General features: G+C 39.6%; 16 protein-coding genes. 12 read left to right on the plus strand and 4 right to left on the minus strand.

Going from position 1 to position 15,819, the window contains the following annotated elements; translation table 11 throughout:
* Positions 1–110: 110 nt before the first annotated feature.
* Entirely contained in the window at positions 111–1,115 is a 1,005-nt protein-coding gene (locus tag KZC02_RS21220; protein ID WP_221390526.1) for a sterol desaturase family protein, read from the minus strand.
* 448 nt (positions 1,116–1,563) lie between these two features.
* Here KZC02_RS21220 and KZC02_RS21225 point away from each other — a divergent pair, with 448 nt between their 5' ends.
* From KZC02_RS21225 to KZC02_RS21255, 7 genes are all read left to right on the plus strand, one after another.
* Entirely contained in the window at positions 1,564–2,799 is a 1,236-nt protein-coding gene (locus KZC02_RS21225) for a nucleoside recognition domain-containing protein (RefSeq protein WP_221390527.1), read from the plus strand.
* Positions 2,800–2,910: 111 nt separating this feature from the next.
* Positions 2,911–4,404, plus strand: coding sequence for a TolC family protein (locus KZC02_RS21230; RefSeq protein WP_229253711.1), 1,494 nt, complete (start codon positions 2,911–2,913; stop codon positions 4,402–4,404).
* 87 nt (positions 4,405–4,491) lie between these two features.
* Complete coding sequence (locus KZC02_RS21235) at positions 4,492–5,904, plus strand: efflux RND transporter periplasmic adaptor subunit (RefSeq protein ID WP_221390528.1); 1,413 nt, start codon at positions 4,492–4,494, stop codon at positions 5,902–5,904.
* 285 nt (positions 5,905–6,189) lie between these two features.
* Positions 6,190–6,459 (plus strand): type II toxin-antitoxin system HigB family toxin, encoded by a 270-nt coding sequence (locus KZC02_RS21240; protein WP_229253712.1) that lies wholly within the window; start codon positions 6,190–6,192, stop codon positions 6,457–6,459.
* Positions 6,460–6,480: 21 nt separating this feature from the next.
* Positions 6,481–6,858 (plus strand): type II toxin-antitoxin system HigA family antitoxin, encoded by a 378-nt coding sequence (locus KZC02_RS21245; RefSeq protein WP_221390530.1) that lies wholly within the window; start codon positions 6,481–6,483, stop codon positions 6,856–6,858.
* A gap of 15 nt (positions 6,859–6,873) precedes the next feature.
* The gene (locus tag KZC02_RS21250) at positions 6,874–7,881 is read left to right on the plus strand and encodes an NAD(P)H-dependent glycerol-3-phosphate dehydrogenase (protein ID WP_221390531.1); all 1,008 of its coding nucleotides are present in this window, start codon (positions 6,874–6,876) and stop codon (positions 7,879–7,881) included.
* 49 nt (positions 7,882–7,930) lie between these two features.
* Complete coding sequence (locus tag KZC02_RS21255; RefSeq protein ID WP_221390532.1) at positions 7,931–9,034, plus strand: exo-alpha-sialidase; 1,104 nt, start codon at positions 7,931–7,933, stop codon at positions 9,032–9,034.
* A gap of 27 nt (positions 9,035–9,061) precedes the next feature.
* Here KZC02_RS21255 and rhaM read toward each other — a convergent pair whose 3' ends face one another.
* The 3 genes from rhaM to KZC02_RS21270 are packed head-to-tail and all read right to left on the minus strand — an operon-like array spanning position 9,062 to position 10,809.
* The gene (gene rhaM / locus KZC02_RS21260; RefSeq protein WP_229253713.1) at positions 9,062–9,355 is read right to left on the minus strand and encodes an L-rhamnose mutarotase; all 294 of its coding nucleotides are present in this window, start codon (positions 9,353–9,355) and stop codon (positions 9,062–9,064) included.
* Between the two features lie 39 nt (positions 9,356–9,394).
* Positions 9,395–9,631, minus strand: a complete 237-nt coding sequence (locus KZC02_RS21265) for a PIN domain-containing protein (RefSeq protein WP_221390534.1) — start codon at positions 9,629–9,631, stop codon at positions 9,395–9,397.
* Positions 9,632–9,666: 35 nt separating this feature from the next.
* Entirely contained in the window at positions 9,667–10,809 is a 1,143-nt protein-coding gene (locus tag KZC02_RS21270) for a DEAD/DEAH box helicase (RefSeq protein WP_221390535.1), read from the minus strand.
* A 53-nt stretch (positions 10,810–10,862) separates the two neighbouring features.
* On the opposite strand from KZC02_RS21270, the gene KZC02_RS21275 reads away from it, so the two are divergent.
* The 5 genes from KZC02_RS21275 (at position 10,863) to KZC02_RS21295 (ending at position 15,801) form a co-directional block, all read left to right on the plus strand.
* The gene (locus KZC02_RS21275; protein WP_221390536.1) at positions 10,863–12,455 is read left to right on the plus strand and encodes a serine hydrolase; all 1,593 of its coding nucleotides are present in this window, start codon (positions 10,863–10,865) and stop codon (positions 12,453–12,455) included.
* Between the two features lie 95 nt (positions 12,456–12,550).
* Positions 12,551–13,108, plus strand: coding sequence for a DUF2911 domain-containing protein (locus KZC02_RS21280; protein WP_221390537.1), 558 nt, complete (start codon positions 12,551–12,553; stop codon positions 13,106–13,108).
* 124 nt (positions 13,109–13,232) lie between these two features.
* Complete coding sequence (locus KZC02_RS21285; protein ID WP_221390538.1) at positions 13,233–14,489, plus strand: sorbosone dehydrogenase family protein; 1,257 nt, start codon at positions 13,233–13,235, stop codon at positions 14,487–14,489.
* A 262-nt stretch (positions 14,490–14,751) separates the two neighbouring features.
* The gene (locus KZC02_RS21290) at positions 14,752–15,246 is read left to right on the plus strand and encodes a TetR/AcrR family transcriptional regulator (protein ID WP_221390539.1); all 495 of its coding nucleotides are present in this window, start codon (positions 14,752–14,754) and stop codon (positions 15,244–15,246) included.
* Between the two features lie 39 nt (positions 15,247–15,285).
* Positions 15,286–15,801, plus strand: coding sequence for a PaaI family thioesterase (locus KZC02_RS21295; RefSeq protein WP_221390540.1), 516 nt, complete (start codon positions 15,286–15,288; stop codon positions 15,799–15,801).
* Positions 15,802–15,819 lie beyond the last annotated feature (18 nt).

Here is a 15,819-nt window from a genome sequence, read left to right on the forward strand (position 1 = left end):
GCTCAGCTCACTAACCTAAATTATTCATAAAAAAGTATTTTTCCCAAATGCATTGCAATAGCAGAAATTGAAATTTGAACATTGCGAATTGAATATTTTCCAAAAGATAATTAAATCTCCGTAACCTCTTCCAAATGCTGTTGCTTGTATTCTTTTTTGACCATTTCAGCTGTTTTATGATCTCCGGTATGGCTCCATCCGGGCGGCATGAAGATGTATAATAGTTTATTTTTTAAGCCGGGGGCATGATAAACGTCTTTGGCCAGCACTACAATCTCGCCAAAATAAGCATCCAGAAAATCTCCTTTTTTCATAGGCCGGGAAATGCCGTATTCTATTTCAATATCTCTTTTCTCTTCCTGCAGTGTACCAAACGCCCTGTCCCAGATATTGAGCAAATTACAGAAGTTGGTATCCATATAAAGTGGATTTCTGGCATGATGTACCCGATGGTGGGAAGGGGTAAGGATAATCCTGTTCAGGAATCCCAGCCGTCCGTCTTTCAATACATTTTCACCGACATGAATAAATGCGCCCCAGGTTCCATCAATAAACATGATCAGGAAGAGCAATGGCGGATTTACACCCAAAAGGATACAGATTGTGGTGCGGATAATATCGGCATAAGGAGCTTCCAGGAAAAAGTGTGCGTATGTGACTGACAGGTTCATGTATTCAGGTGCGTGATGTGTAGAATGCAGGCACCAGAATAACCGGACTTTATGGCCCAGATAATGATACACAAAATGAGCAAGTTCCCAGACAATGTAGCCGTAAATAAACCAGTACCAGGTAAGTTCAGTTTTAAAGATTGCGTAAGGTTCAAATAAACCTATGCAGAAAGCCACCATGGCAATGGAAATAAACCTGGAAATGAAACGGTTAATAATGTAAGTAAAAAGTGAAATTTTGTATTGGGAAAATGTGTAACGCCGGTAAAACAAACTCCGGATAATCTCTATAACCAGTAACACCGGAATGAATGGCCCCAAAACAGACTGAATTCCTTTTTGGGTTAGCAGTGCTTCATAATTTTCGGTCCTGACAATTTCAATAAGGCCCTCATAACCGAAAAAATCTGTAAATTCTTTTAAAATTGTTTCAAAAAAATCCATGACTTCAACAGGTAAAAGTTTGTATACGAATTGATTAAAAAGACTTTAAAAACCGGGTTCTACTTTTTTCTTATTTTAATGTAGCTGCAAAAAATGGTCTGGGATATTGTATAACGAATTCTCATCTATTTATACTATTTTACACCCCGATTGATTTGTTGGTGGTTTTCCGGTTCCAGATAGCCTGCTTGTAGTTTAAAATCGGCCGAAAGAATATTATTGGAACTTTACCGAATGAAGGATTTCAATGTAAAAATTTCCTTAATTATATCAGTCGGAGGTACTATAGGTGATCAATAATAATAACCATTTAGCGATTTGGAGAAGTTAAAACAATCTGAATGAAATCAACTCCTTCATGGTTTCAATGCTGATAATGTTTGTAAATAGCTCTGTTACTAAATTAACAATTGATCATTAACACTTAACCATTCATTAACCCCTTTTTATGGCGTTAAACTACATTTTTGTTGCCTTTTTTGTAATTGCTTTTGTAATTGCCACACTCAAATTTATCCTAACCGGTGATGTCCAGGCATTTAAGGCGATTACAGAGGGCATGCTCGAAATGGCGAAAATAGCCGTAATGGATATCGCACTGCCTTTGACCGGAGTTATGACATTCTTTTTAGGGATACTGAATGTTGGCGAAAGAGCAGGGATTATCAATGCGCTCGCCCGGTTTATCGGTCCTTTTTTTAACAAATTTTTTCCGGAAGTCCCTGCCGACCATCCTGCTAATGGTCAGATGATCATGAATTTCTCAGCAAATATGCTGGGACTGGATAATGCTGCAACGCCGTTTGGTTTAAAAGCCATGCAGAGTCTGCAGGAACTGAATCCTGATAAGGACACTGCATCCAATGCGCAGATCATGTTTCTGGTCTTACATACTTCCGGCCTTCAGATTATTCCGTTGTCAATTATTGCACAAAGAGCCATTCTGGGTGCAGAAAGTCCTTCCGACATTTTCATTCCCTGTGTTGTCGGGACTTATATTACTACCGTTGCGGCGATGCTCATTACTGCGGCATGGCAAAAAATCAACTTGTTCAACAGGTCGATCATGCTTGGATTGGGAATCGCGACCACTGTTATGGCCTTGCTGTTGTGGTATTTATCTGGCTTGCCTAAAGAGCAGATTGAGAAGATTTCAATTTTTACTGGAAATTCTATTTTATTGTCTGTGATTGCCGGTTTTCTTTTTTGGGGTTTGGTAAAAAAAGTAAATGTTTTTGAGGCCTTTATCGAAGGTGCCAAAGCTGGTTTTACCACAACTGTAACGGTGATTCCCTATCTGGTTGGTTTGCTTGTGGCCATCAGCGCATTCCGTAATTGCGGTGCCATGGATTATCTGATTGATGGATTAAAATTTCTATTCTCTTTTTCGGGCTTTAATACAGATTTTACAGATGCATTACCCGTAGCATTAATGAAGCCTCTGAGTGGAAGCGGAGCAAGGGCGTTAATGATTGATGCCATGAAAGAATTTGGCCCGGATTCATTCGTCGGCCGGCTTGTTTGTATTTTTAATGGATCGGCTGATACCACTTTATATATCGTTGCACTATATTTCGGATCAGTCGGAATTAAAAATACGCGGTATGCCATAGTGGCCGGACTCATTGCCGATCTGATTGGTGTAGTTGCCGGTATCTGGCTCGGATATCTCTTCTTTCATTAATATCATTACCAAAGAAATTACCCTTTTACCTACATATGCAACCGTCCGTATAAAATGGATGGTTGTTTTTTATGGTATCATGTAATATTGATTATCTAACCTACACAAGCAATGATTAAATCGTTACGAAAATCCGTATTTTATACATTCCTGATTGCCGGATTTACCTCGTTTCAAATGGTTTTTGGACAAACCAAAGTACAGCAGCCACCCAATACGTATTCGCTTGAAGATTGTATCCGTCAGGCTCTTGAAACAAACCCGCAGGTGAAGATTTCAGAATTACAGGTGCAGACCAACGCCAATATTTTTCAACAGTCACGCTGGCAACGTTGGCCAAGTTTGAGTTTCAGTGCAGGGCAAGGGTTTAGTTCAGGTCGTAATATTGACCCTTATACCAATAATTATGTTCAGCAGAATGTAACATCCAACAGTTACCAGCTAGGTTCCTCAGTTGTACTTTTTAACGGATTTCAATTACAAAATGCTGTGAGAAGAAACGACGTTAATTTAAAAGCGAGCCAAAAAGATCTGGATGCTGTACGTAATGATCTGATGCTTAATGTTGCATTATCCTATTTGCAGGTAATTACCAACGAAGAGCTGATTGATGTTGCTACTAGCCAGGTAACGGCGTCGTCATTGCAGGTTGAGCGTACAACAAGACTGGTACAGGCAGGTACCCTTGCAGAAAGTAATTTGCTTGACCTGCAGGCACAGCTGGCCAATGATGAACTTACTTTGGTAAATGCCCAGAACAATCTGGAAACGGCCAAACTTAATTTGAAACAATATATGAATATGCCGGGAAGCGAACCGATTGAAGTGGTGAAAATCCCGGTTGCTGACCCGACCTTACAAGCTTACGATGCAACAATCCAGGAAGTTTTTGATACTGCACTGGGTAATCTTCCACAAATGAAGGCTGCTGAACTAAGGGTGGAATATGCCAAAAGATCCGTAGAATTTGCCAAAGGAGCGGGTATGCCATCGTTAACATTAAACGGGGGAATAGGAACAGCTTATTCCAGTGTGGCTCCCAAACAGCGATTTATTGCAGATGGCTCAGGAAGCACAACCGTTGAAGTCCCATCGGCTACAAACTTTGTGAGATATGGCGATTTTACATTACCGGTTATACAGAAAGTAACTACTCCTAACGGTTCCATACAGGACTTTGGATATCTCAACCAGCTAGACGGAAACAGGAACACATCTGTCAATTTGAGTTTACGCATTCCGATTTTCTCCAATTTCCAGGTGAAATACAATGTTGCCAATGCTAAGATTCAGCAGAAAACTACGGAATACCAGGCTCAGCAGGTGCATTTGAATATCCGTAAAAATGTAGAACAGGCTTATATTGATATGAACAACTCTGCGAAACGTTATTCTGCAACTGCTAATCAGGTTCGCGCCTTAACGGAGGCTTTTCGTGTGGCGCAGGTTCGTTTGGATGTCGGTTCTATTAATTCTGTTGAATATAACATTGCCAAAGCAAACCTGGATCGTGCCAATTCGAATTTGATCCAAACCAAATATGACTACGTCTTTCGTACCAAAATCCTGGATTTTTATATGAACCGTCCGTTATCCGACTTCTAAAATGGGTAAGTGACTGAACGTATTTAAGCAGAGAAAAAGAAATTAATTAAGTTATCCTTTACAAACAATAGTATAATTAATAAAAATATGGCACGTAAGTCTTCAACAAAAATATGGTGGATTACCGGAATAGTGCTGGTGGTTTTGATGGTCGGATTATTTGGGGCCAAACAGGCCGGATTAATAGGGAAACCAAAAACTACGGAGGTAGAATATACGAATGTAAAGCGCAATGATATTATAGAACGTGTAAGCGCATCTGGCAAAGTACAGCCGGAAGTAGAGGTAAAACTAAGCCCTGATGTTTCCGGTGAAATTATCAGCCTGAATGTAGCCGAAGGAGACTCTGTTGTAAAAGGCCAGTTGCTTTTAAAAATCCGTCCGGATAATTATGAGTCACTTATGGCACGTGCACAGGCAGCCGTTAATTCAAGCAAAGCCAATTATGAGCAAACAAAAGCCATGGTTTCGCAATCTGAATCCCGTTTGATCCAGGCAAAGGCAAATTTTGAAAGAAATAAAAAACTGTACACCGATAAGGTGATCTCTGCATCTGATTTTGAAACATTTGAGTCTAATTACGGCGTTGCGCAACAGGATCTTGAGTCGGCAAAAGCCAATGTATCTGCTGCTATGTTCAATATAAAAAGTGCAGAAGCAAGTATGAAAGACGCGGCTGAAAATTTAAGGAAAACCAGCATTTTTGCTCCGGTAAGCGGAATTATATCGCTTTTGAATGTAGAAGAAGGTGAACGTGTGGTAGGTACTTCACAAATGGCAGGTACTGAAATGATGCGTATTGCCAACCTGAGAAATATGGAAGTGCGGGTTAACGTAAATGAAAATGATATTGTACGCGTTTCAATTGGTGATACTGCCGAAATTGATGTAGATGCATATAGCTCTTCCGGCCGTAAATTCAAGGGTATTGTAAAAGAAATTGCAAATACAGCTGCTGGTTTGGCAACTTCCACTACTTCAGCTTCCAGCGTTTCTGCTGATGCAGTAACTGAGTTTGAAGTAAAAGTAAAAATCCTGAACGATTCTTTCAGTGACCTGATGGCCACACGTTCCAAAAAATCGTATCCTTTTAAACCCGGTATGACTGCCTCAGTTGAAATCATCACTGAGAGGAAAAATAGTGTGATTTCTGTTCCGATTGCTGCCGTAACTACGCGAAGTAACAAAGCAGCCGAAGATGCTAAAAAAGAACCCAATTCAAATGATGCAGATATAGATGCAAACAAGGCAAAAGCGAAGAAGGAAGAAGTTATAAAAGAAGTGGTTTTTGTAGATGTAAAAGGAAAGGCTGAAATGAAAGAAGTGAAAACCGGTATCAGCGATTTTGATAATATTGAAATACTTTCGGGCCTAAAGGAAGGCGATCAGATTATTTCGGGACCATATATTGTAGTCTCAAAAAACCTCAATAATGGCGATCTGGTGGAGAAAAAGAAACCGGAAGTGAAAAAAGATGAGAAAAAATCAAATGAAAATTAGAAATAGTACGTTGTAATTATGTAATAAGTTCGATTTAGTTTAGGTTAAAAAAAGAAAATCCTTGCGGCCTTGCTGCAGGGATTTTTTATTTGGGTTAGTGAAAGAGATAAGCAAATAGTTACAGAATTGTTTAGTTAAAACAGAAAGTTGGTTTTTTGCCAACCTTTTTTTAGATTTGCTCTGTTATACCAATAACATGTTATGAAAATCATCATATAATAAAACACATTATGTTAAAGTTTAAAATGATTATTTCATCACATGATTATAATTCAATCCCGCAAATTGGACAAGTTCGTACTAAAACATGCAGATTCTGGTAAGAGTTTAAGAGTCTGGATAACCGTTGTTGAACGTGCAAAGTGGATAAAGAGCTTTGATGTACTTCAGGATTTTCCTAAAGCAAAGATTATTAAAGGTGATAGGGCCAGATTTAAAATTACTGGTAATAAATATCGTCTCATTATTGAAATCGGTTATATAGATGAAATAATGGAGGTCAGGTTTATTGGAACTCATTCTGAGTATGATATGATTGATGCTGAAATTATTTAACGACATATTTAAATAAACAAAATGGCAGAATTACAATGGTTTTTGTTAGAAACCGAGCAGGAATATGAAAAAGCTCTTGCCCGGTATGAAGAAGTAAAATATGCATCAAAGGAATCCGATGAACATAAAGAAAAATTACTTTTAGTATATCTTATTTCGGAATTTGAAAAAGAAAACCGGGAGTTGCCTGAGGTCGATCCGATTGAATTAATCAAGATCAGAATGGCGGATTTTGGTTATAAATCTGCTGATCTGGCTCATGAGTACGGGGATAAAGGAACCATCAGTAAAGTGCTGAACTACAAGCAGGCACTTTCACTTACTATGATACGTAAATTCAGCAAATTGCTTCATATACCTGCTGATGCTTTAATTAAAGAGTACGATTTAGTGGTTTAATATTAATTACCATCCATGAGTTTTTTAAATAATACAAAAATAGCGGTTATAGGAGGAGGAAGCTGGGCGACGGCTTTAATAAAAATACTGTGCGAACAATCGAATGTGCAAATTCGCTGGTGGCTTCGTAACCAGGACGATATCAACCATATCCGTAAGTTTCATCACAATCCGAGCTATTTGAGTGATGTTAATTTGTCTCCAAAAAAGATAAAGGTTTTTGAAAAAACTATAGACGCGTTAAAAGGAGCTGACTACGTGATTCTGGCCGTTCCGGCTGCATTTGTTCAGGAATCTTTACGCGATCTTTCTGAAAAACATTTTAAAGGAAAACGTGTTGTCTCCGCCATTAAAGGTATGATTCCAAATGAGAACATGCTGATTACTGATTGGATTGCGCAGGAATTTAAAATCGACTTACACGATACTTGCGTCATAGCCGGTCCTTGTCACGCGGAAGAAGTCGCATTGGAAAAGCAGTCGTATCTCACAATTGCATCAACAGAATGCCCAACAGCGGAAGATTTTGCCAAACTGATGACATGCCGTTATGTGACTGCCAACGCCTTGGACGATTTGTATGGTGTAGAATATGCAGCTGTGATGAAAAACATTGTAGCACTTGCCTGTGGAATTACGCACGGTTTGGGTTATGGTGATAATTTTCAGGCGGTTCTGGTTTCAAATGCCATGCAGGAAATCGGCAGATTTGTTTCCGCATTGGATTCCAGGGAGCGTGAACTTAGCTCGTCTGCGTATCTTGGTGACTTGCTTGTTACTTCCTATTCTCAGTTTAGCCGCAACCGTCTTTTTGGTAATATGATCGGAAGAGGATACAGCGTTAAAGCGGCACAGTTGGAAATGAAAATGATTGCGGAAGGTTATTATGCAGCCAAAAGTATCATGGAAATAAATAAAACTTATCATGTAGACATTCCTATTACCAACGCAGTATATCAGATACTTTATGAGGATCATGCCCCGGCACACATTATGGACGAATTGAAAAAGCTTTTGAAATAATTAACTGTTTTTGTAAAAACATACTTCCTAAATCTTCTAAATTATTTTTATGCAAAAATTTAAAAACTTGTCAAACCAGTTTCTGGTTGCTGCAATTGTTACCGTGACGGCACTTACTTCATGTACAACTGACAAAAAAGAATCTTCTGACAACACATCAGATACACTCAAAGTAGAAAAGGATTTTGTTTTCGGCGATAAACGCCCGTTTGCCGAATGCCACGCTTCTACACTGGTACGGTTGGCCGACGGACAATTTTTGATTGCATGGTTTGGCGGAACAGAAGAGAAAAATCCGGATGTTGGAATTTGGTTGTCGAAAGGAAAACCGGGAGAATGGAGTGAACCAAAAGAAGTGGCGAAAATAAGAGAAGATGCACACTGGAATCCGGTTTTACAGCGAGCAGCGGATGGCAAAATTTATTTATATTTCAAAGTAGGAAAGGAAATTGCACAATGGGAAACCTGGGTAAAAACTTCCGATGATAACGGTGAAAACTGGTCGGAGGCATACGAATTGGTAAAAGGTGATAAAGGTGGCAGAGGCCCGGTAAAAAATAAACTGATTGAGCTTTCTAACGGAACTTTGCTTGCAGGTGCATCCAACGAGGTAAACCGTTGGGAAGTTTTTGTAGACAGGAGTGAAGATAAAGGGAAAACCTGGAAAGCAAGCCCATATTTTAAAATTGATACAACTGAAATTACAGGCAGAGGTGCAATTCAGCCAACACTATGGGAATCAGAGCCGGGAAAGATTCATATGCTCATCAGGACAACTGGTGGCGTAATTGGACGCAGTGACTCTGATGACTATGGTAAAACCTGGTCAACAATTAAAAAAACAGATCTTCCAAATCCAAATAGCGGAATTGATCTCGCCAAACTGGCGGACGGAACATTGGCACTTGTCTACAATCCGGATTCTAAGAACTGGGGTTCCCGTTTTCCGCTTTCCGTTGCATTATCGCATGATAACGGCAAAACCTGGCCTGAAAAATTTGATCTGGATAAAGGGAAAAAAGGAGATGAATTCTCCTATCCAGCCATCATCAGCTGGGACGATTCAGTAGCTATAACCTATACCTGGAACCGTCAGAAAATTGCTTTTTGGAAAGGGAGTAAGGAAGATGTTATAAAGCTTGCTAAGGAATAGAATATGGGTTTCATACAAACCCATATTCTATTCCATGTAAAAAACCTCTTTCAAAGCAACACTAACCGGTGAATTATCCGGATTGGTTTCCATGACATCTGCCATATAAGCCCACCATTTCTGAACAATTTCTGTGGTACCCAGATCCTGTGATGATCCGTTCCCATCCTGTTTCTGAACGGCAAAAAGTATATTGGTTTCTTCATCCAGGAAAATTGAGTAATCGCTGATACCACTTTCTTTCAAGAGCTTTTTCAGTTCCGGCCAGAGTTCATCATGCCGCTTTTTATATTCTTCGGCCTGCCCAGGATTAAGTTTCATTTTGAAGGCAACAGTTTGCATGATCGGTTTGAGATGGATTTACCAGATGATTTTAACTTGGTTTTTATAGTAATGGAATTTTTCATCCACAGTTATAATATCTAATTCTTCGGTCAAAGCAGTAGCAATAAGTAACCGATCGAACGAATCTTTGTGATCCGAAATTATTGGAATTCGATGATAGTTTGAAATGTGGGAATGATTGATTGGTAAAAGTACAATGCTCATTTCTTCCAATTCCTGAACAATGTCCGGATTGGATTTAGAATTTACCATTTTACCTAATGAAGTCTTACAATTATGTAAATTTCTCAAAACCCCATCAAATCCAAGTCAAAAGTCTCCTTCATCTCCACCCTTTTTCCCATCTTTTTCTGAATAATTTTGAAGTGATGTACATCTTCGGGAGTGATCAGAGAAATCGCTTCGCCTGTTGCTTCGGCTCGGCCGGTCCTGCCTATCCGGTGAACGTAATCTTTTGGAGAACGTGGTAATTCAAAATTGATCACGTATGGTAAAAATTGAATATCAATTCCTCTGGATACCAGATCTGTCGCGACAAGTACTGTTAATTTACCAGATTTGAACTTATTTAAAGCTTCCGTCCTTGCTCCCTGACTTTTACCACTATGCATAGCTGCCGCCTGAATACCATTTTTGCTCAGCTTTTCTACAAGATTATCTGCTGTTCTGGTTGCCGAAACAAATACCAGAACCTGCTTCATTTCGCCTGTTTTGATCAGATATCTTAATAATGGCCCTTTTCTTTCCGGATCAACGAAATAGCCGGTTTGCTTGATCAGGTCAAGATTGCTCTCTTCTTCCTCAATTTCTATTTTAACCGGATTGCGCAGAATGCTTTTGTGTATTGCCTCTACTTCGTCTCCCAATGTGGCAGAAAACAGAATGCTTTGCCGTTTTTTAGGTAAAAGAAAAAAGATGTCCTTCATCTCATCTGCAAAACCCATATTCAGCATTTTATCCGCTTCATCCAAAACAAGTATTTCTGTTTCAGAGATGCTTAATGCTTTATGTGATAACAAATCAAGCAATCTTCCCGGCGTTGCTACCAGTATTTCTACATTCTGTAAACCAATCATTTGGGGATTGATAGACACACCGCCATATACGGCCAGAGTTTTTACTTTTCTTGGTAATTTTTCACCAAATGTCTGAAACACTACTGCTATCTGAACGGCAAGTTCGCGTGTCGGAACCAAAACCAGTACTCGTATGGATCTGTTTCTTGGTGCTCCTTTGTCCTGAAACCATTCTAAAATCGGCAATACAAAACTGGCTGTTTTTCCTGAACCCGTTTTGGCAATTCCCAAAATATCATTACCCTTCAGAATAGACGGGATGGCTTCCTGCTGAATCGGGTAGGGTTGAGTATAATTTTGTTCTGCTATGGTTTTTAATAAAGGTTCAGAGAGACCCAGGGATTTGAAAGGCATAAGTATTACAGATATTTCGCAAATATATTTTTGACAAAGATACCATTAAAAACATGACCGTTAACAGAAGAGAATTTTTGCAAAAGGCAGGTATGGGTGCCCTGCAGCTTGGGTTGGTTAGCTATTTGTCCAGTTCGTCGTGGGCTGATGTATTAAAAGTCAGTCAATTACCCAGAAGTCTGCCGGAAGCGCAGGGTGTTGCATCGGCTGGTATTCTTGATTTTGTGAACGCAGTCGAAGCAGGCAAACTCAATTTGCACAGTTTAATGGTTTTAAGACATGGAAAAGTACTGGCCGAAGGCTGGTGGGCTCCATATGCCCCGAATCTTAAACACACTCTTTATTCCCTGAGCAAAAGTTTTACTTCCAGTGCAATCGGGTTGGCAGTTGGAGAAGGGAAGTTAACGGTAAATGATAAAGTGGTATCTTTTTTTCCAAAGGAAGTTCCTGAAAAAATCAGTGAAAATCTGGCAAATATGCGTGTAAAGGATCTTTTAAGCATGGCTACCGGCCATGATAAAGATACGACACCTGCGGTTCGTGAAAATAAAGATAATAACTGGGTGAAATCATTTCTTGCACAACCTGTTGAGCACGAGCCCGGGACATTTTTCGTGTATAACAGCGGTGCCACTTACATGCTTTCTGCTATTATCCAGAAACTGACCGGAAAAACTTTGCTTGAATATCTTACGCCACGTTTATTTAACCCGCTGAACATTGAAGGAGCCGACTGGGAAGTTGATCCGAACGGAATAAATACCGGAGGCTGGGGATTGCGTGTGAAAACAGAAGATATTGCCAAATTTGGTCAGATGTATTTGCAGAAAGGCATGTGGAATGGCAAAAGGATATTATCGGAAGCATGGGTCGCTGAGGCAACCAGTAAGCATATACAGTCAAAAGGTGGTTCGAAAAAACAAGAGGAAAATGATTGGCAGCAAGGATACGGTTATCAGTTCTGGCGTTGCCGGCATGATGCATATCGTGGTGATGGCGCGTACGGGCAATATTGTATTGTAATGCCAAAAGAAGACATGGTAATTGCTATTACAAGTGAAACCGGCGATATGGGGGCAATTCTGGATCAGGTCTGGAACCATATTTTACCTGCAGTTAAAAGTGCTGAAATAACAGCCAATAAGCCGGGACAAACAGAATTAAAGCAAAAACTTACTTCACTTTCCATACCTCTTGTTAATGGAAAAAATACGTCTGAAATTTCCTCCAAAGTAAGCAATAAGGGATTCAATATTACCGAAAACGCATTGAAGGTAACTCGTGTATCGTTGTCTTTTAGTGCTGATTCCTGCATATTTACCTTAACAGACGACAAAGGCGCACACCAGGTGGAATGTGGTATTGGTAAATGGAAAGAAGGCCTGACTGATATTTCAACCATGCCGCTTAAATTGGTTTTAACACCTGTACCGGGAGAAAATAAATCGAAAATTGCAGCGAGTGGGATCTGGACGAGTGAAAATACCTTTGAAATGGTATGGCGGTTTATTGAAACGGCACATTATGAAACAGTAACGTGTAAATTTGAAAAAGATGATGTCCAGGTTGAGTTTAAGAGAAGTCTCGCAATTTTGGGTAATACCAAGGATTCAAGGCCGGTTTTAAACGGAAAGCTGGTTGCGTAAAAATGAAACTAAATCTTTGTACCGGTTGAATTAAAAGGATTAAACCGTACTTTACGATAATATTAAAACATATCAAACCACCTTTTCCTAATTTTATGAAAAAGACACTTTGCCTTTTTTTGATGCTTACAATTATTGCATTGGGTGCTCAGGCACAAAAATTCCGGGGGCTGGACAAAAGCCCACGCGACGTATCATACTTCCCTGATAACTTTGCCCATGATCGCAAAGAAGGTGAAAAACCACTTGTAAAAGTAACTTACAGCCGTCCCTATTTGAAAGGCAGGGAGATTTTTGGCAAACTGGAACCTTTTGGAAAAGTATGGAGAGTAGGTGCTGATGAATCTACTGAAATTAAGTTTTATCAGGATGCAACCTTTGGAGGTAAAAAGATAAAGGCTGGTACCTACTCGTTGTTTGCAATCCCGGCAGAAAAGGAATGGACCATCATTATTAGTTCTGATCTGGATTACTGGGGTGCCTATAAATACAAGGAAGCCAATGACGTTTTGCGTGTTACAGTTCCTGTATCTCCAAAAGCTGCAACGCCTATTGAAAATTTTTCAATCGTGCTGACAGGCGAAAAAACAGACAAAGCAGTATTGGCTCTTGGATGGGATACCACTGTTGTTGAGGTTCCTGTTAGTTTTTAGGTTAAGAATGAATCTTCATTTTTAACCCTTAATTCTCAGTTGGCATTATTATTTTATAAGTGAGGTATTTGGACGTTATTGTTCAGATACCTCACTTTTTTAATGCAAACATAGGATTGAAGTTATGAAAAAGATTCATCTTGTATTTACCTGTTTAATAGCAGGAACCATATTAATTAGTTGTGATAGCAAGGAAAAAAAGGAAGCTGCATCCAGCGGCCCGGACTCAGTTGCGACTGTAACGGACAGTTTGGTCTTACCTGCACCTTTTACCACAAAATCTGTTACAAACCGGCCCGATGAAGTAGGATGGAAGGACGGTCAAATGCCAAAGGCACCCGAAGGATTTGTAGTGACCAAATATGCAGATAAACTTGAAAGTCCGCGCTGGACTTATATCGGGCCAAATGGTGATGTATTTGTGGCTGAATCGGGGACAAAGAAAAGTCCCGACCGGATTACTATTCTCCGCGATGTGAACAAAGATGGTATTCCTGAAATGCGGGAAGTTTTTCTTGAAAAACTGAACAAACCGCTTGGGATGCTTATCCTCAACAATTATTTCTATGTGGGAAACACTGATGGATTGTACCGTTATCCTTATAAACCTGGTGAAACAAAAATAACCGGCAAAGGAGTTAAGATTCTCAACCTGCCCGCTGGTGGATATAACAATCACTGGACCAGAAATTTGCTCGCAAATGCAGACGGATCTAAAATTTATGTTTCGGTAGGATCGGGCAGTAATGTGGCCGAACATGGAATGGATAATGAAATAAGAAGGGCAAATATCCTAGAAATTAATCCGGATGGAACTGGCGAAAAAGTGTATGCAAGCGGTTTGAGGAATCCGGTCGGAATGGATTGGGCACCCGGAACCAAAACGCTTTGGACAGCTGTAAATGAACGAGATGAATTAGGCGACGATCTCGTTCCCGACTTTATCACAAGTGTAAAACAAGGTGGTTTTTATGGCTGGCCATATTCGTATTTCGGTCAGAATAAAGATCCAAGAATGAAAGGCGAAGGTGCAGACCTGGTCGCTAAAGCTATTGTTCCGGATGTGCCGGTAGGTTCCCATACAGCTTCGTTGGGATTGGTTTTTTATAATAAAACAAAATTTCCTACAAAATATCACAATGGAGCTTTCATAGGTCAGCATGGTTCATGGAACCGCTCAAAACTGGCTGGTTATAAAGTAATGTTTGTTCCGTTTAAAGACGGAAAACCATCCGGTAAACCCGAAGATTTCCTTACAGGTTTCATCGACAGCGAAAGCCAGGTATCCGGCCGTCCGGTAGATGTGACAATAGCGGAAGACGGTTCATTGCTTGTAAATGACGATTCCGGCAATGTAATCTGGCGGGTAACTGCGAAATAGTAAATTTGACTTGTGATAAGGCGACCTGATTCGAAAAGTCAGGTCGTTTTATTTTTGATTTTATTCGTTATTGTAGTTATTTAGTTTTTTAGAAGCAGTTAAAATTATTCCTAAGAAATCTTGTAAAATAATACCAATTGGTATATTTTTGTATCGCAATGGAAAATAAGACAAACAAAGCAGAAAGGACCAGGCAATTTATCGTTGAGAAAACGGCCCCTATTTTTAATAAAAGGGATTTGCCGGAACATCACTGAACGATATGATACATGCAACCGGACTTACAAAAGGCAGTATTTATGGTAATTTTGTAAACAAAGATGATGTTGCACTGGCTGCTTTTGATTTTAATCTTAAACAGGTAAATGGCGTGATCCAAAATGAGATGGAAAGCCGGAATACTTGCCGTGAAAAATTGCTGGTTTATACCAAAGTGTACGAGAATTTCCTCGAATTTCCTTTTCCTGACGGCGGTTGCCCAGTTTTGAATACGGCCGTAGATTCGGACGATACACATGCGGAATTGAGACAAAAAGCGGCTGACGCAATTCAGAACTGGAAAAACATTATTTCCAAACTGATACAAAAGGGAATCCTCAACAAGGAATTCAGAGATGATGTTGATCCGGAGCAAATAGCACTTACGATTATTGCTACTATTGAGGGAGCGATCATGATTACTAAATTGACCGGAAAACTAAATTATCGCAGGTCTATTATGAGATCGGTGGAAAAGATAATTAATGATTTAGGCTAAAAAAATTTGAACTATAAAATACCGATCGGTATAAATATAATGAATGAGAATTTACGTGAGCGAACTTTCCATTGGGAAGACCCTATGAAAGGTGCAAAAGAGGCAGTAACTATGGCTGGGCTGGATTATTTTCAGGCAATAAATGATGGGAAATTACCTTTACCTCCTTTAATGCACGCCCTGGATTTTTATGTAGAAAGCATTGAAAAAGGAAAAGCAGTTTTTAAGTTTGAACCCAATGAATTTCATTATAATCCGATCGGAACTGTTCATGGTGGTGTTATCTCAGCCATTCTGGATTCCGCAATGGGTTGCTCTCTTCACTCACTTCTTCCGGCAGGTACAGGTTACACGACACTTGAATTAAAAGTAAATTTTTTGAAAGCAATTACAATTAAATCCGGTGAGCTGAAAGCTGTTGGAAAAGTAATTCATTCCGGAAGCAGGACTGCTCTTATTGAAGCTCAGCTGACTGATCAAAATGGTGCCATATATGCACATAGTACCAGTACATGCATGATTTTCAGTATAAATCCGGAGTCATATAAAAGCTAAAAATTAACAATCAAAAAG

The organism is Dyadobacter sp. NIV53 (assembly GCF_019711195.1).
GTDB lineage: Bacteria > Bacteroidota > Bacteroidia > Cytophagales > Spirosomataceae > Dyadobacter.